At 62.2% G+C, this 16,505-nt stretch carries 15 protein-coding genes; 14 read left to right on the top strand and 1 reads right to left on the bottom strand.

Features of this window, described 5'->3' with window-relative positions; all coding sequences use genetic code 11:
• Window positions 1–230 precede the first annotated feature (230 nt).
• The 14 genes from waaF to AB4Z20_RS21750 all read left to right on the top strand — a co-directional run bounded on the left by waaF (window position 231) and on the right by AB4Z20_RS21750 (window position 15,893).
• The gene (gene waaF, locus AB4Z20_RS21815; RefSeq protein ID WP_442090576.1) at window positions 231–1,265 is read left to right on the top strand and encodes a lipopolysaccharide heptosyltransferase II; all 1,035 of its coding nucleotides are present in this window, start codon (window positions 231–233) and stop codon (window positions 1,263–1,265) included.
• A 1-nt stretch (window position 1,266) separates the two neighbouring features.
• Window positions 1,267–2,325, top strand: a complete 1,059-nt coding sequence (waaC, locus tag AB4Z20_RS21810; RefSeq protein ID WP_442090575.1) for a lipopolysaccharide heptosyltransferase I — start codon at window positions 1,267–1,269, stop codon at window positions 2,323–2,325.
• Window positions 2,325–3,449: a glycosyltransferase family 4 protein gene (locus AB4Z20_RS21805; RefSeq protein WP_253471193.1), complete on the top strand. Its 1,125-nt coding sequence runs from the start codon at window positions 2,325–2,327 to the stop codon at window positions 3,447–3,449. Before waaC ends, AB4Z20_RS21805 begins: the two co-directional genes overlap by 1 nt.
• On the top strand, window positions 3,446–4,252 hold the full coding sequence (gene rfaP, locus AB4Z20_RS21800; RefSeq protein ID WP_214511493.1) for a lipopolysaccharide core heptose(I) kinase RfaP: 807 nt from the start codon (window positions 3,446–3,448) through the stop codon (window positions 4,250–4,252). Before AB4Z20_RS21805 ends, rfaP begins: the two co-directional genes overlap by 4 nt.
• On the top strand, window positions 4,252–4,986 hold the full coding sequence (locus AB4Z20_RS21795; RefSeq protein WP_214511492.1) for a lipopolysaccharide kinase InaA family protein: 735 nt from the start codon (window positions 4,252–4,254) through the stop codon (window positions 4,984–4,986). Before rfaP ends, AB4Z20_RS21795 begins: the two co-directional genes overlap by 1 nt.
• Window positions 4,983–5,735: a lipopolysaccharide kinase InaA family protein gene (locus tag AB4Z20_RS21790; RefSeq protein WP_253471195.1), complete on the top strand. Its 753-nt coding sequence runs from the start codon at window positions 4,983–4,985 to the stop codon at window positions 5,733–5,735. The genes AB4Z20_RS21795 and AB4Z20_RS21790 overlap by 4 nt, the downstream gene beginning before the upstream one ends.
• Window positions 5,735–7,195, top strand: coding sequence for a lipopolysaccharide kinase InaA family protein (locus AB4Z20_RS21785; RefSeq protein WP_442090574.1), 1,461 nt, complete (start codon window positions 5,735–5,737; stop codon window positions 7,193–7,195). The genes AB4Z20_RS21790 and AB4Z20_RS21785 overlap by 1 nt, the downstream gene beginning before the upstream one ends.
• A gap of 511 nt (window positions 7,196–7,706) precedes the next feature.
• Window positions 7,707–9,464: a carbamoyltransferase family protein gene (locus AB4Z20_RS21780; protein WP_003197115.1), complete on the top strand. Its 1,758-nt coding sequence runs from the start codon at window positions 7,707–7,709 to the stop codon at window positions 9,462–9,464.
• The gene (locus AB4Z20_RS21775; RefSeq protein WP_258690254.1) at window positions 9,448–10,578 is read left to right on the top strand and encodes a glycosyltransferase; all 1,131 of its coding nucleotides are present in this window, start codon (window positions 9,448–9,450) and stop codon (window positions 10,576–10,578) included. The genes AB4Z20_RS21780 and AB4Z20_RS21775 overlap by 17 nt, the downstream gene beginning before the upstream one ends.
• Window positions 10,579–11,475, top strand: coding sequence for an antimicrobial resistance protein Mig-14 (locus AB4Z20_RS21770; RefSeq protein ID WP_214511488.1), 897 nt, complete (start codon window positions 10,579–10,581; stop codon window positions 11,473–11,475).
• Between the two features lie 8 nt (window positions 11,476–11,483).
• Window positions 11,484–12,884, top strand: a complete 1,401-nt coding sequence (locus AB4Z20_RS21765; RefSeq protein WP_442090583.1) for a PIG-L deacetylase family protein — start codon at window positions 11,484–11,486, stop codon at window positions 12,882–12,884.
• Between the two features lie 84 nt (window positions 12,885–12,968).
• A complete protein-coding gene (locus AB4Z20_RS21760) occupies window positions 12,969–13,925 on the top strand; it encodes a glycosyltransferase family protein (protein WP_214511487.1) in 957 nt (318 codons plus the stop codon).
• Window positions 13,926–13,980: 55 nt separating this feature from the next.
• The gene (locus AB4Z20_RS21755; protein ID WP_442090573.1) at window positions 13,981–14,745 is read left to right on the top strand and encodes a glycosyltransferase family 2 protein; all 765 of its coding nucleotides are present in this window, start codon (window positions 13,981–13,983) and stop codon (window positions 14,743–14,745) included.
• Window positions 14,746–14,792: 47 nt separating this feature from the next.
• Window positions 14,793–15,893 (top strand): glycosyltransferase, encoded by a 1,101-nt coding sequence (locus AB4Z20_RS21750; protein ID WP_442090572.1) that lies wholly within the window; start codon window positions 14,793–14,795, stop codon window positions 15,891–15,893.
• Here the strand turns inward: AB4Z20_RS21750 and AB4Z20_RS21745 are convergent.
• Complete coding sequence (locus AB4Z20_RS21745) at window positions 15,882–16,484, bottom strand: toluene tolerance protein (protein ID WP_442090571.1); 603 nt, start codon at window positions 16,482–16,484, stop codon at window positions 15,882–15,884. The two genes, AB4Z20_RS21750 and AB4Z20_RS21745, sit on opposite strands and share 12 nt — an antisense overlap.
• Window positions 16,485–16,505 lie beyond the last annotated feature (21 nt).

The raw sequence follows: 16,505 nt of genomic DNA, 5'->3' as shown, positions 1-16,505 counted from the left end.
GTTGCACCGTGCTGAAGACATATGCAGACCCCTTGTGGGAGCGAGCTTGCTCGCGATAGCGGAGTGTCAGGCAGCATTGATGTTGGATGTGCCGGCCTCTTCGCGAGCAAGCCCGCTCCCACAGGAGATGGGTGGTGTGTTGTAGATTAGGGCAACAGGCAACGACCTAAGCCACAGTGATTCTCGAGGCGGGGAGGCGTAGGCCTCCCCGTATCGTTTTTGGAAAGCACATGAATATTCTGATCGTTGGGCCCAGCTGGGTCGGTGACATGGTGATGGCGCAGACACTGTTCCAGTGTCTGAAGCAGCGTCATCCGCAGTGCGAAATCGACGTCCTGGCCCCAGAGTGGAGCCGGCCGATCCTTGAGCGCATGCCAGAGGTACGCAAGGCCTTGAGCTTCCCGCTCGGCCACGGCGTGCTGGAATTGGCGACCCGTCGGCGCATTGGCAAATCCCTGGCCGGTCAGTACGACCAGGCGATCCTGTTGCCCAATTCGTTGAAATCGGCACTGGTGCCGTTCTTCGCCGGCATCCCCAAGCGCACCGGCTGGCGTGGCGAGTTTCGCTACGGCCTGCTCAACGACCTGCGCACGCTGGACAAAGAGCGTTATCCGCTGATGATCGAGCGCTTCATGGCCCTGGCCTACGAGCCTGGGACCGAGTTGCCCAAGCCGTATCCACGACCGAGCCTGCAGATCGACCCGGTCACCCGCGAAGCGGCGCTGGCCAAGTTCGGCCTGAGCCTGGACCGTCCGGTATTGGCCCTGTGTCCGGGGGCCGAGTTCGGTGAGTCCAAGCGCTGGCCGGCCGAGCATTACGCCCAGGTTGCCGAGGCGAAGATTCGCGAAGGCTGGCAGGTCTGGCTGTTCGGCTCGAAAAAAGATCATCCGGTGGGCGAGGACATCCGCTCGCGACTGATCCCGGGCCTTCGGGAAGAATCGGTAAACCTCAGCGGCGACACCTCCCTGGCCGAGGCCATCGATCTGTTGTCCTGCGCCGATTCGGTGGTCTCCAACGACTCCGGCCTGATGCACGTGGCTGCGGCCCTGAACCGCCCATTGGTGGCGGTCTACGGTTCCACCTCACCGGGCTTTACGCCACCGCTGGCCGACAAGGTCGAAGTCGTGCGCCTGGGTATCGAATGCAGTCCGTGCTTCGACCGCACCTGTCGCTTCGGTCATTACAATTGCCTGCGCCAGCTCATGCCGTCGTCGGTGAACGAGGCCCTGGAGCGTCTGCAGGGCACACCCGTGGAGGTTCGGTAACTTGCGGGTATTGCTGATCAAGACCTCTTCGCTGGGGGATGTGGTCCACACCCTGCCGGCGCTGACCGACGCGGCGCGGGCGATTCCTGGCGTCAAGTTCGATTGGGTGGTGGAAGAAGGCTTCGCCGAAATCCCCACCTGGCACCCGGCCGTGGGCAAAGTCATTCCGGTAGCGATCCGTCGCTGGCGCAAGAACCTCTGGCAAACCATCAAGAGTGGCGAATGGCGACGCTTCAAGCAGAGCGTGCGCGCCGAAAAGTACGACCTGGTCATCGACGCCCAAGGCCTGCTGAAAAGCGCCTGGCTGACCCGCTACGTCAAGGCCCCGGTGGCCGGCCTGGATAAAAATTCGGCGCGAGAGCCCCTGGCGGCGCGCTTTTATTCCCGGCGCCTGGCGGTGGCTCGCGGTCAGCATGCGGTCGAGCGCGTACGACAGCTATTTGCCCTGGCGCTGGGTTATGACTTGCCGCAGACCCAGGGCAGCTATGGTCTCGACATCGACCGACTGGTGGAATTGCCACGCCCCTATCCCTATGTGGTGTTCCTGCACGGCACGACCTGGGAGTCCAAGCATTGGCCCGAACTTTACTGGCGCCAGCTCACCGAACGCATGGGGCAGTTCGGCGTGGTGGTAAAACTGCCGTGGGGCAACCCGGCCGAGAAGGCCCGGGCCGAACGCATCGCCAGCGGGCTGCGCAATGCCTTGGTGCTGCCGAAGCTGAACCTCGGCGGGATGGGCAAGGTGCTTGCCGGTGCCCAGGCCTGTGTGGCCGTGGACACCGGTCTCGGTCATCTGGCCGCGGCCCTGGACGTACCGACCATTTCGCTGCTCGGCCCGACCAATCCGGTGCTGACCGGCGCCTACGGCAAGGGCCAGATTCACCTCGCCAGTGATTTCCCTTGCGCACCGTGCATGCAGAAACACTGCACTTACCCGCCGACCGCCGAAGATGCCCGGCGGTTTGATCTGAAACGCGAGCAGCCCCTGTGCTTCACGCGTCTGAACCCCGAGCGTGTTGCCAGCCACCTGAGCACGTTATTGGCTGAGGAGTCGCGCTGATGCAATTGGCTTTTGTCCTTTATAAGTACTTCCCCTTCGGTGGCCTGCAGCGTGACTTCATGCGCATCGCCCTGGAGTGCCAGCGACGCGGTCACCAGATCCGCGTCTACACGCTGATCTGGGAGGGTGACGTGCCGCCCGGCTTCGAAGTGCTGGTAGCGCCGGTCAAGGCGCTGTTCAACCATCGCCGCAACGAGAAGCTCAGTGCCTGGATGGAGGCCGACCTGGCCAAGCGCCCGGTGGACCGTTTGATCGGCTTCAACAAAATGCCTGGCCTGGACGTGTACTACGCCGCCGACGGCTGCTTCGAAGACAAGGCGCAGAACCTGCGCAATTCGCTGTACCGGCGCTGGGGCCGCTACCGGCATTTCGCCGAGTACGAGCGGGCAGTGTTCGCCAAGGACGCCAAGACCGACGTGCTGATGATTTCCGAAGTCCAGCAGCCACTGTTCATCAAGCACTACGACACGCCGCTTGAGCGCTTTCACCTGCTGCCGCCGGGCATCGCCCAGGACCGCCGTCGGCCCGCCGATGCCGACGAGATCCGCGCGGCGTTCCGGGCCGAATTCGAACTGGCCGATGACGACCTGCTGCTGGTGCAGATCGGTTCCGGGTTCAAGACCAAGGGCGTGGATCGCAGCCTCAAGGCCCTGGCCGCGCTGCCCGCCGAATTGAAAAAACGCACCCGGCTGTTTGTAATCGGCCAGGACGACCCCAAGGTATTCCAACTGCAGAGCGCCGCACTGGGGCTCGGTGACAATGTGCGGTTCCTCAAGGGGCGCAGTGACATCCCGCGTTTCCTGCTGGGTGCCGACCTGTTGATCCATCCGGCGTACAACGAGAACACCGGCACCGTTCTGCTCGAGGCGCTGGTGGCCGGGTTGCCGGTGCTGGTCAGCGCGGTGTGTGGGTACGCCCATTACATCGCCGAGGCCGACAGTGGCCTGGTGTTGGACGAGCCGTTCGAGCAAGCACAGCTCACCGAGTACCTGGGTCGCATGTTGAACGATGCCGATGCCCGGGCGGCCTGGAGCCACAACGGTCTGGCCTTCGCCGAGACGGCCGACCTCTACAGCATGCCGCAGCACGCGGCCGATGTGATTTTGGCGGAGCACGCACAATGAAGTTGATGCTGGCCGAACCGTTCAAGAGCCTTTGGGCCGGGCGCGATGCGTTCGCCGAAGTCGAGGCGCTCAAGGGCGAGGTCTATCGCGAACTTGAAGCCCGGCGCACCTTGCGCACGGAGGTGGACGGTCGTGGTTTTTTCGTGAAGATCCACCGCGGCATCGGTTGGGGCGAGATCTTCAAGAACCTGTTCACCGCCAAGTTGCCGGTACTCGGCGCAGGGCAGGAATGGAAAGCGATCCAGCGTTTGCAGGAAGTCGGCGTGCCGACCATGACCGCTGTCGCGTACGGCGAGAAGGGTAGCAACCCGGCAGACCAGCACTCGTTCATCGTCACCCAAGAGCTCGCGCCGACCGTCAGCCTCGAAGACTTCAGCATCGACTGGGTCAAGCAGCCGCCGCAACCGGCACTCAAGCGTGCCCTGATCGCCGAAGTGGCGCGCATGACCGGCATGATGCACCGCGCCGGGGTCAACCATCGCGACTGCTACATCTGCCACTTCCTGCTGCACACCGACAAGCCGGTGACGCCTGCCGACTTCAAACTTTCGGTGATCGACCTGCACCGTGCCCAGACCCGCCCAGCCATCACCACTCGCTGGCGCAACAAGGACCTGGCGGCGCTGTATTTCTCGGCGCTGGACATCGGCCTGACCCGGCGCGACAAACTGCGTTTCCTCAAGGGCTATTTCCAGCAGCCACTGCGCCGGATCCTCGTCGAAGAAGCGTCGTTGCTGGCCTGGCTCGAAGGCAAGGCCAACAAGCTGTATGCCCGCAAGCAGCGATACGGGGACGCGCTCTGATGTCAGGCTGGAAACTGGAACCGGCCTACGCCGATCTGGCGCAGGATTTCGGCAGCCTCGAGGCAGTGTTCGCGTTGCAAGGGGAGCGTTTGACCCGTGATCCGTTGTCAGAGGTGATCCGGGTGCAGCGCAACGGCGTGAATTACTACGTCAAGCGCTACGTCGGAGCCGGCAAAGGCTTGCGGCGTTACCTGGGCAAGCCGCGGGTCAAGTCCGAATGGCAGAACCTCAAGCGCTTCGCCAAATGGGGCATTCCCACCGCCGAAGTCGTGGGCTGGGGCTTGGAACGAAGCGGTGCGACCTATGCCCGTGGCGCGATGATCACCCGCGAACTGCCGCAAACCGAAGACCTCTCGGCTCTGGCCGAGCGTCGCGATCCGAGGCTGGCCGACCGCGCCTGGGTCGAAGGCGTGAGCCGGCAACTGGCCGGTTACACACGGACCATGCACGAGCAGCGCTTCACCCATAATGATCTGAAATGGCGCAACCTGCTGGTCGATGACCAGGCGAAACTGTTCCTGATCGACTGCCCGAACGGCGACTTCTGGCGCGGTTTCTGGCTCAAGTACCGTATCACCAAGGATTTGGCATGCCTGGACAAAGTGGCCAAGTATCACTTGTCGGCCACGCAGCGCTTGCGGTTTTACCTGCAATACCGCCAGCGCGACCGGCTCGATGCGTGCGACAAGAAACGCATCCGTCACGTGGTGAGATTTTTCGAGGGGCGTGAATGACTGATTTTCTGGCCGCTGAAGACCGGGCGTTGTTGCAACGTCATGGCCTGGACAGCTTCGAGGCCTTGTGGGTACGGCAACTGGATGCGGTGGACGAACCCAATACCGCGGGTGACGGCTGGAGCAGTGTGTTCCGGCTGGACCTGGAGGGGCAGGGTTATTACCTCAAGCGCCAGAGCAATTACCTGACCCGGACCTTGTCCCACCCGTTTGGCGAGCCAAGTTTCTCCCGGGAGTTTCGCAACATCAGCCGTTATCGCCAGCTGGGCATTCCGGCCCTGCAAGCGGTGTTCTATGGTCAGCGCAAGGTGAACGGTGAGGTGCGGGCGATCCTGCTGACTCGTGCCCTGGACGGCTGGGATGACCTGGATTCACTGGTGCAGCGCTGGTCGAGCCTGACGGCGGCGCAGCGCACCACCATCCTCAACGCCTGTGGTTTGCTGGCGCGGCGCCTGCACGGCATGCATCAGGTGCACGGTTGCTTCTATCCCAAACACATCTTCCTGCAAGCCAGCGCCGACGGTTATCAGGCGCAATTGATCGACCTGGAAAAGACCCGGCCGCTATTGTTCGGCCTGCGTGATCGGGTCAAGGACCTGGAGCCTTTGCTGCGTCGCGCCTCTGTCTGGAGTGAGGCCGATGTGCGCCAGTTACTGTCCAGTTATCTGGACCAGCCGCTCGACAGTGGACTGGTCGACCGCTGGATGATCCGTCTGAACGCTCGGCGCAGCCACAAGGAAGCCCGTTGATGCATCTGTCCGAATTGAAAAATGCCGGCCGCAGCCCCGGCCTGCCCCTGAGCCTGGAACTGGCCGATGCCGCCGGCCCGGCTACGTTGCAACTGCTTTCGCTGTTGCGGGTGTTGCCGGGGCAACGTTACGTCGGCGCGGGCGTCTGGCGTGGCCGGCCGGTATTGGCCAAATTATTGGTGGGCAGCAAGGCCGCCCGGCATTTCCAGCGGGAACTGCAAGGCGTGCGCCTGCTGGCGGAGCAGGGGTTGACCACGCCGTTGTTGCTGGCCGATGGCCTGAAAGAGGGGGAAGGTGGTTGGCTGTTGTTCGAATTGCTCGAAGGCGCCGAGAGCCTGGGGGATGCCTGGAAACAGGTCGAACACCTGCCATTGCTGGCCGACGAACAGGCGGCGGTGCTGGCCGAAGCCCTGGGCGCTATCGCGCAATTGCACGGCAAAGGCCTGTGGCAGGAAGACCTGCACCTGGACAATCTGCTGCGTCACGACGGCAAGCTCTACTTGATCGACGGCGCCGGCATCCGCGCTGAAACTCCAGGCCAACCGTTGTCGCGGCAGAAAGTCCTGGAGAACCTGGGAGTGTTTTTCGCCCAGCTTCCCAAAGCCCTCCAGCCGTTCAATGAAGAGCTGTTGGTGCATTACCTGCTGGGCAACGCCGAACACGCGCTGCCCATGGAAGCGTTGCAAAAACAGATCGACAAGGTGCAAGCCTGGCGCCTGAAGGATTTCCTCGCGAAAGTCGGGCGCGAGTGCAGCCTGTTCAGCGTGCAACGCGGGGCGTTTGGCCTGCGGGCGATCCGCCGCGATGAAGAAGCGGCCATGACACCGGTGCTGGAGCAGGCCGATGCATTGCTCGACCAGGGCCACCTGTACAAGACCGGCGGCGCGGCCAGTGTCGGCAAAGTCGAGGTGAATGGTCGTACCTTGGTGATCAAGCGCTACAACATCAAGAACTTCGCCCATTGGCTCAAGCGCTTCTGGCGTCCGAGTCGCGCCTGGCATTCCTGGCGCGAAGGCCATCGCCTGGCCTTTCTCGGCATCGCCACGCCCAAGCCCCTGGCGCTGCTGGAAAAGCGTTTCCTGTGGCTGCGCCGCGGCGCTTACCTGGTCACCGAACACCTGGCGGGGCCGGACATCATCGAGCGCTTCGGCCCTTACGTGGAGAGCGGTGAAGCCCCCGAGACGGAATTGCTGGCGCTGGATCGTTTGTTCGCCGACCTCATCCGCGAGCGCATCAGCCATGGCGACTTCAAGGGCCACAACCTGTTCTGGCAGCACGACCGCTGGGCGCTGATCGACCTCGACTCCATGTGCCAACACCGCACCCACGCCAGCTTCGCCCCGGCCTACGCCCGGGATCGCGCGCGGTTCATGCGCAATTGGCCGCAGGACAGTGCGTTGTATCGGGTGATTGATCTGCGGGTGCCCAAGGGCGTCGATAGCGCGCCATCTGTCTTGTAACCGGTCACCGTGGCGAGGGAGCAAGCTCCCTCGCCACGGACCGTGTACACCCTTTAGACCGGACGTGAAACGCACCGCTGCTATCGCGAGCAAGCTCGCTCCCACAGGTTTTTGTATCGTCTGCAAACATTGTGAGCATCCGCAAAACCATGTGGGAGCGAGCTTGCTCGCGATAGCGGTGGTTCAGCTACAGGGATGCTGACCGCACTACGGGGAGGAAGGTTTGGGGGAATCTGCGCTCCAGAAAGCGAAAAGCCCCGATGAAACTCACCGAGGCTTAGACGCCGACCGGGATCTCCCAGTCCATTTGCGCGAAGCCTATGTTGGTGGCCATGGACTGTCAATGAACGCCCGAGCGGCAAAACCCACAAGCCCGCCACTCACCGCTAGAGGCTTAAGGCCGCTTTTAAGCTATAATCCCGCCCTTTAGCTGCTTCGTGCCCTGGGCGCGCGGCACATCAATTTTTCGAGGCGCTTGTCGCCCGTATGCAGACATAAGAGGCTAGACCCTGTGGCATTGACGATTCTTGGCCTGTCCGGCGCCCTTAGCCATGATCCTTCCGCTGCGCTGTACATTGACGGCAAGCTGATCGCGGCGGCCGAGGAAGAGCGCTTCGTACGCGATAAACATGCAAAGAACCGCATGCCCTACGAGTCGGCGAAGTTCTGCCTGGAGCAGGCCGGCATCAAGCCTTCCGACGTCGATGTAGTGGCGATCCCCTTCGCCCCGATCAGCCTGTTCGGCGAGGCGCGCTGGCACTACGCCAAGCGCTACTGGTACGCCCCGGACCGGGCCCTCGACGCGATCCTGATGGGCAACCGTCGCTACAAACGCTATCGCCGCAAGATCGTCTGGTGCCTGGAGCAACTGGGCTTCGATCCGAAAAAGATCAAGATCGAGCCGGTCGAGCATCACCTGGCCCACGCCTCAAGCGCTTACCACTGCTCGGGCTTCCAGGAGAAAACCGCAATCCTGGGCATCGACGGCAAGGGCGAATACGCCACGACCTTCTTTGGCTACGGCGAAAACGGCAAGATCCACAAGATCAAGGAATTCTTCGACCCGGACTCCCTGGGCGGCCTGTACGGCGCGATCACCGAGTTCCTGGGCTTTGAAATGCTCGACGGTGAGTTCAAGGTCATGGGCATGGCGCCCTACGGCGATGCCACCAAGTACGATTTCTCGCGCCTGGCTTCTTTTGAAAACGGCGAGCTGGTGATCAACACCGACTACGCCAACGTGATCGGCCTGCGTCGCTATAAAGAGAAGGGCAAGGGCTTCTACTTCTCGCCGAAGCTGATCGAATGGCTCGGCCCGAAACGTGAAGGCGACATCGCCGACGAGCCGTACATTCACTACGCGGCGAGCATGCAAGCGCTGTTCGAGAAGCTCGCGCTGCAAATGATCGACCACTACCTGGGCGACGTGCTCAAGGAAACCGGCAAGCTGGCCTTCGCTGGTGGCTGCGCGTTGAACGTCAAGCTGAACCAGAAAATCATCGCCCGTGACGACGTCAAGGAGCTGTTCGTGCAACCGGCTTCCGGCGATGCCGGTACGGCCGTGGGTGCGGCGGCTTATGTGTCCCACGCTCGTGGCGTGCCAGTAGAGAAGATGGAACACGTCTACCTCGGCCCGGCCTACAGCAACGAAGATGTGATCGCTGCATGCGCCCGTCATCCGAGCAAGCCTGCGTGGCGCAAGATCGACAACACCCCCGAGCGCATCGCCAAGATCATGGTCGACGGCAACCCGGTGGCCTGGTTCCAGGGGCGCATGGAGTTTGGTCCGCGTGCCTTGGGCGGTCGTTCGATCATCGGTTGCCCAAGCGCCAGCGGCGTGGCCGATCGCATCAACGAGCAGATCAAGTTCCGCGAGCGCTGGAGGCCTTTCTGCCCGTCGATGCTCGACACCGTAGCGCCGCAGATGATCAAGGTCGACCACCCGGCGCCATTCATGACCTTCACCTTCGAAGTGGCCGAAGAATGGAAAACCCGCGTGCCGGAAGTCGTCCATGAAGACGGCACGTCCCGGGCCCAGGTGCTCAAGCGCGAATACAACCCGCGCTACTACGACATGATGAAGGCCCTGGAAGTCCTGACCGGCAATGGCGTGTCGCTGAATACCTCGCTCAACCGTCGTGGCGAACCGATGATCTGCTCGCCGACCGACGCGCTGAACATGTTCTTCGGTTCCGACCTGCAGTACCTGATCATGGAAGACATCCTGGTGGTCAAAGACGGCGTGGACGCTTATGACACGCTCGGCTGAGCGACATGTGCTGCAGTTCTGCCACGGTTATGACGGGCCGTTCCTGGACTGCGCCCGTCAGTACGCCAGCCTGTTCACGGGCACTGGCTATCGCGTGACCACGGTGTTTCTCACCGGGGCGGCGGATGCACAAGTCGCCGCCGCTTGTGCCTCGGACGAGGTGCTGTTCATGGAGTACAGCTCCAGTGCCATTCGTGGCCTGAAGCTGGGTGCCATCGGCGATCTGCGCAAGATTGCCGCCTCACGCAATTTCAGTTTCTGCATTGCCCATCGCTTCAAGCCGATCTACATCGCCCTGCTCGGTACCCGCTTGCCGGTGATCGGCGTGCATCATGCCTTCGGTGACTACCAACGGCGTACCCGCCGGCTGTTCGCCCAGGTTTTTCGTAAACGCCTGAGCCTGCTCGGGGTTTCCGATGCGGTGCGTGACGACATGCGCCGCTGCCTGCCGAAGTGGCCGGCCACGCGGATCCAGACGCTCTACAACCGCATCGACCTCGATGCCACGCAGGCCAGCCTGGTCTCCCGCGAGGAGGCACGACAGACCCTGGGGCTGGATGCGCAGGCCTGGATTGTCGGCAATGTCGGTCGCCTGCACCCGGACAAGGACCAGGCCACGCTGCTGCGCGGCTTTGCTGCGGCGCTGAAGTATTTGCCGGCCAACAGTCAGCTGGCGATTCTTGGCAAGGGCCGCCTGGAGCAGGACCTCCGGGCATTGGCGCTGGAATTGGGCATCGCCGATCGCGTGCTGTTGCTCGGCCAGGTGCCCGAGGCGCGCCGTTATTTCCGCGCGTTCGATGTGTTTGCCCTGAGTTCCGACCATGAGCCGTTCGGCATGGTGCTGCTCGAAGCCATGGCCGCCGGTGTACCGTTGCTGGCCACGGCCTGCGGGGGGGCCAAGGAAGTGGTCGAAGGTGTGGGCATCCTGTTTCCGCTGGGCGACGCCGAGCACATGGCCCAGGGGCTGCAACACCTGGCGGCCATGGACGATCTGCAGCGTCGCCAATGCGCCGAGCTGATGCTCGACCGCTTGCGCGAGCGCTTCTCGGATCGCGCCGTACGCGAGGCATTCTGGCGTTTGCCCCAAGTCACCGAACTGGCGCCGAGGGCCTGAATGTTCAATCGATTCCAAGGCTGGCGTGAGCGCGGCTGGACAGCCGTAGACGCGTCGATTTATGCCCAGGCCTGGCAGCGTTTTGGCGGCAGTGTGGCGACCCATCCCCTGGTGGTCGAGCGCCTGGCGGCCCTGGCCGGGATTCCCGTGCGTTATCTGGCGTTCGAGCAGAACGGTGAACTCAAGGCGGCCATACCCACTTGGGGCCGCGACCTGGCGTTGTCCAAGGACGTGCTCAAGCGCAGCGGCAAGAAGGGCTTGTTCGACCTGGGCAATGCCGAACTGATCCTGCCGGCGGCGCCCGATGCACAAGCGCCGTTGCGTCATCGCGGGCGTTACCTGTCGGCCCTCAACGAGGGGCGCTTCAGTGGCTTGAAGTTGCAGCAGGAGCAACTGGCCATGGCTCGCACGCCGGAAGAACTGTCCAAGAAGTTTCGCTACAACCAGCGCCGTGAGCTGCGCTTGCTGGAAGAGGCGGGCGGGGTGGTACGGCCGGTCGGCGAGTTTTCCAGCGCCGAGCTGGCCTCGATCTACTGCGACCTGTTCCTGCGGCGCTGGGGCTTTGCGGCCACCGGTGCCGAGCGCATGGGCGAGGTGATCGAGTTGCTGCGCGAATGGCTGATCGGTTCGGTGATCTTCCTCAACGATGCGCCGATTGCCATTCAATTGGTGTATCGCGTCGAAGCGCCCGAATGGATCAGCGTCGAGTACATCAACGGTGGTGTCGACCCACAGACTCGCGAATTCAGCCCCGGCAGCGTGTTGAGCTTTCTCAACACCCAAAGCGCCTGGGAACATGCCCGTGCCGCCGGCAAGCCGTTGCGTTTTTCGTTCGGCCGAGCGGACCGGGAATACAAGGACCGTTGGTGCAACCCCGTGCCGGTGTTTACCGTATGAACCCACCGATCAGTCGCAAGCAACAGTTGCTCAAGCGCCACCGTCGCAACAAGCGCGTGGGACTGCTGCTCGCCCTCATCGCGCTGGCCTTGCTGGGGGTGGCGGTGGCCTGGTGGTTGCCCCTGGTGCTGGCGGTGCTGGGTTGGATCGCCCATGAGGCGTGGTTCGCCGATCATCTGTTCTATTCGCCCAGGGATGATTACCAGTACAGCTTCCCGCCGTTCACCCAGCAACCCAAGGTGCACCTCAATGCCGGGCGGCTGCGGCTGGACGAAGGCGTGATTCTGGACGATGGCGCGACGCTGATTCTCGCGTTGCGGGTCAAGAGCACCCGGCTGGGGCGCTTCATCGACCCGGTTGTCGAATTGTTGGGCGGCGAACGGGACCTGCAAACTTTCGAGCGCGGGGTCAACGGCCTGCGCTATCTCAATCTCAGCGAGCAGGGCCCGGCATTGTCCCGAGGCGAGCTGCGCCTGCGCGGGCGCCATTGCCGTTTGCTGGGCGAGCCGACGCTATGGTCCTTCACGCCGCCGCAAGTGCAGCACCAGCGGGTGATGGTCATCGCTCCCCATGCCGACGATGCGGAGCTGGCCGCCTACGGCTTGTACAGCCAGGCTGACGAAGCCTGGATCGTCACGCTGACCGCCGGTGAAATCGAAGCCGAACATTATCGACAGATGGGCTTGGATCGCGTTGAAGCGGCGCGGCTCAAGGGCCGTTTGCGCGCCTGGGACAGCATCGCCGTACCGCGTTGGGCCGGGGTGCCTGAAGCGCATTGTGTGCAGTTGGGTTACTTCTGCCTGCAACTGGCGGCCATGCAAGCGGCGCCGAGCCAGCCCCAAGGTTCTCGCGAGGCTGACCTGAGCGATACCCGGCTGTTCCGTCAGTTGAACCCGTTCCTGCTGCCTGGCGATGCCGACGGCGCGCCGACCTGGAACAACCTGTTGGCGGACCTGCGTGAACTGCTGCTCAAGGCGCGTCCCGAGGTCATTGTGTTGCCGCATCCGACCCTTGATCCGCACCCGGACCATCTCTGCGCCCATCATGCTGTCCTGCAAGCCCTCGAAGGCCTGGAGTGGCAGCCGAGCACGCTGTTGGGCTACGCCAATCATTTGCACGACAACGACCGTTGGCCCATGGGGAATACGGGTACGGGCATTGCGTTGCCGCCGTATTTCGATCCGGCCCTGCCAATGCATCCTGTCAGCCTGCCGCTGGCAGTGCCTGGACAGCGTGACAAGGCCATGGCGCTGGGCATGATGCACGATCTGCAACCGCGCGCGCCGTTCAAGCGTCGCCTGCGCCGTGGCCTCCAGCGCCTGCTGGCCGGGCGCGCCGGCTCGGCGTATGGCGAGAACGAATTTTTTCGCAAGGCTGTACGTCGCCATGAATTGTTCTGGCGGCTGTAAAGGCCCAAGGCGGGGCGTCTTTGCGCTGCGGCGCAAAAAGGCCCCCGGTTATTTATCAAGTCGTTCGGTGCCGCAAGGAAGACGATGAAAGTTCTATTTCTGGTGCAGAAAGAACAGCGGGCCATTCTGGACCGGCTCTACGAAGGCGTGGCCGCTCATTGCGAGTGCGACTTGCGCTGGCTCGACAGCAAGGAACAACGCAACCTGCGGGGATATTTCCGCCGCCATGTGGACGTCTCGCGTTATGACCGGATCGTATTTTTCCTGCGCTTCAAGCAGGAGATCCGCCAGGCCGGCTTCATCCGCACGATCCCCAACCTGGTGATCCTCGAGCACGATGCCTACCAGAATTACATTCCATGCAAATACACCGGCAAGTTCAGTGCGCATTACCGTCGCCTGCCGTGGGTGCGGGTGATCAGTTCCGGCTTCATGGTGACCGAACGTCTGCGTGGCGAAGGTTTCGATGCGGTTTTCGTGCCCAAGGGCTACGATCAGTCGTTATTGCAGGATCAGGGCCGTGAGCGGGACATCGAGTTGGCCTTCGTTGGTAGCACCAACAGTGTTGCCTACAGCGGTCGCAAGGCGCTGCTGGATGAGCTGGGACGCGTTGAGCCGCTGGTCGTGACCCGGACCAAGTCCGGCGAAGAGTATTGCGAGACCCTCAACCGTATCCGCTTTTTCGTCAGTGCCGACGTGGGCATGGGCGAATTCATGATCAAGAATTTCGAGGCCATGGCCTGCGGTTGTGTGCTGCTGGCGTTCGATCAGGGCGTCGACGAGGCGCGCGCGTTGGGGTTGCAGGACATGCACAACGTGGTGTTGTACCGTGACATTGCGCAGCTCCAGGAAAAGCTTTCCCGGTTGCGCGCCGACCCCGAGCTGGCGCGCAGTGTGGCGCGCAACGGCCAGGAGCTGGCGCTGGAGCAGTTCAGTTTCGCGCGCATCGGGCAGAAGATTGTTGAAGCACTGGAGCCGCCCTTGCGGCCTCGGGCTCCGCTGAGTTTGCTGGAGACATTGCGCCTGAGGCTGGGCGTTTGACACGAACCGTTCAGTCATCCGATTCAGGGGTGGCGTTTGACTAGATGGTATTGCAGTGCAGTTTTCCGACGAGAGTGATATTACCCTTGTGGTAACCAGTTGCGGCCGGTGCGATCTGCTCAAGCGGACCCTGGAGAGCTTCGACCGCTTCAATACCGCGCCGATTCGTGAAGTCTTCATTACCGAAGATGCCGGTGACGAAGGTGTACATGCCGCCATCCCCGCTCACTGGAAGGACCGCACGAGGGTCTTCGTCAATCGGCCGAAGCTGGGGCAACTGGCCTCGATCGATCTGGCGTACGAGCATGTCAAGACGCCTTATGTCTTTCACTGCGAGGATGACTGGGAGTTCTATCGCCCGGCCTTCGTCGAGGATTCGCGCACGATCCTGGAGCTGCGGCCGGATATTCTCCAAGTGTGGTTGCGCAACTATGTCTACGACTTGTGCGTACATAGCCCCTACATTCACTTGGGCGAACGTGAAGTCATTGGTGGCGTGCCCTGTTATCCATTGATTTCAGACAAGCCCGAATGGCAAAGCTTCTCGCTCAACCCAGGCCTGCGACGGTTGAAGGAGTATGGCCTCTGCGCACCCTTTGCCAGTTTCGGTGGCGAAAAGGCTCTGTCTATGCGCTATGCCCAGCTGAACTTGACGGCGGTTACGCTCGAAGGAGATGCTATTTTGCACACCGGATTCGGGGTTCATGTGGAAGTGCCCGTGGAGCGCCGGCGCAAGGAGCGCCGCAAGCGCCGCGAGCACGTCAAGTTGTCCTTGGTTTTCTTGCTCGGAGTCTGCATCGGCTGGCTTATCAACTATTAATCCCGCCAAGCACGGATCCTGGTCCGCGATAAAAGGTTTGCTGCTCGATGAGCGTTATCAATGTCATGTGGGCGGGCGGTTCGCCGTTCGCTTCGGTACACAAGGTCCATAATCAGATCCTCTCGCGGATGGAGCCTGCGATGCCTGTCAAGACGTGGCTCTTGCAGGGGGCGGCGGCTGCCTGTCGGGTGGATGTCGGGGCGGCGCTTGAGTGGAATATGACCTCGGCCCAGCTCAAGGGACGACATGTCTGGCGCCTGCTCAAGCCCTTGATGCACAGCCGTTTCCGCCAGGAATTTCTCGACAGCGATGCTCGTGTGGTGTTGCTTGATGGCGTTGGCGTGGCGCGTACCTTGTTGCCGGTCCTCAAGGATCTGCCGCAGATCCGCGTGGTGGTGATTTTCCATGGTGCGACACGGCTCAATCCCGCGGGCCGTGAACTGTTGCGTGGCTTCCCTGCCTCACGCCTGACCCTGGCCGCGGTCTCCGAAACCCTCGCGATGTCGCTCCAGGACGAGTTGGGCATCCAGGTGACTGCGCTGCGTAGCGCGTTCGATCCGGCGGCCTTCCAGTCTGCACTGCTGTCTCGCGAAGAGGCGCGTGCTCGGCTGGGGTTGCCTGGCGCAGGGGGGCGGGTATTTGGCGCCGTAGGACGGCTGGTGGACAACAAGGGGTTCGCCAGTCTGCTGGAGGCGTTTGGCCGGGCGGCGGCCAACCATCCCGATTGGCGCCTGGTGATTGTCGGTGAAGGGCCTCGGCGCGAGACGCTGCAAGCGCGAATCGCCCAGCCGGATCTGGTCGACAAGGTCTTGCTGACAGGGCATCTGGAAGATGTCGCGACGCTCTACAGGGCGTTTGATTGGGTGCTGATCCCGTCCTTGGACGAGGGCCTTGGGCTGATCCTCCAGGAGGCTGTCCTGGCTGGTGTCCCGGTGCTTGCCAGCGAACTTGCGGTCTTTCGTGAGCAGTTGGGCGACACCGGCTGGTACGCGCCGCTCAATGACGAAGAGGGCTGGAGCGAGGCGATCAGGCGGGCGGCACAGACTCCGTCCAGTGCGGTCGCGGCGGTCCAGTATCAGGCGCTGGCACCTGACGAGGCCTGGTCGAGTTTCAGCCAGACCGCCCGGCAGTTGATCTCAGGCCAATAGGGCACGTTCCAATGCCTGCATTGGAAAGCTCCCGTTCAGGTTCTCCCGGGCAATATAACGAGCGAAATGTTGCAAGTTCCGGCGTGCCAGGTAGCGTGGCAGCGGCGAGCGCAGGAAGCGCATGTCGGCCACATCAATCAGTCCCAGTTTGTTTTCCGGCGTGACGACGATGTTGCCCAGGTGCAGCGAGCGGAAATAAATACCGCTGGCGTGCAGGCTGCGGATCAACTCGACCAGCGCCGGAAGGGTATGCTGCCAGCTGAAATTTTCCTGATTCGATAATTGACGCAGGGTTTTTCCCGGAAGAGGTCGATACAGTACGGCGGTCATGCCGGGTTTTTGCAATTTGTAGAAGGCCAGCACTTCGAGGGTCGGTACACCGAGCTTCTGCAGGCGGGCTGCATTATTGATGAATCGCGTTGAATAGGGCCTTAGAAGGGCCGAAGAAAAAAACCGCTTGCGGCGAAACAGCTTGAGGATATTACCATCCTGCAGCAGATAGACTTTTGGGCCGTAGCTGTCGGCCTCCAGAATGCTGGCGCCTTCAATCAATTGATTCAAAGCGGCTTGGGGAAGCCGTGAGGATTGCATCGTAGGGAAACCTTGTTGAAA

Source organism: Pseudomonas sp. KB_12 (genome assembly GCF_052114545.1).
Classification (GTDB): Bacteria; Pseudomonadota; Gammaproteobacteria; order Pseudomonadales; family Pseudomonadaceae; genus Aquipseudomonas; species Aquipseudomonas brassicacearum.
The sequence above is the reverse complement of the archived record's forward strand: the minus strand, read 5'-3'. Positions and strand labels throughout refer to the sequence as shown.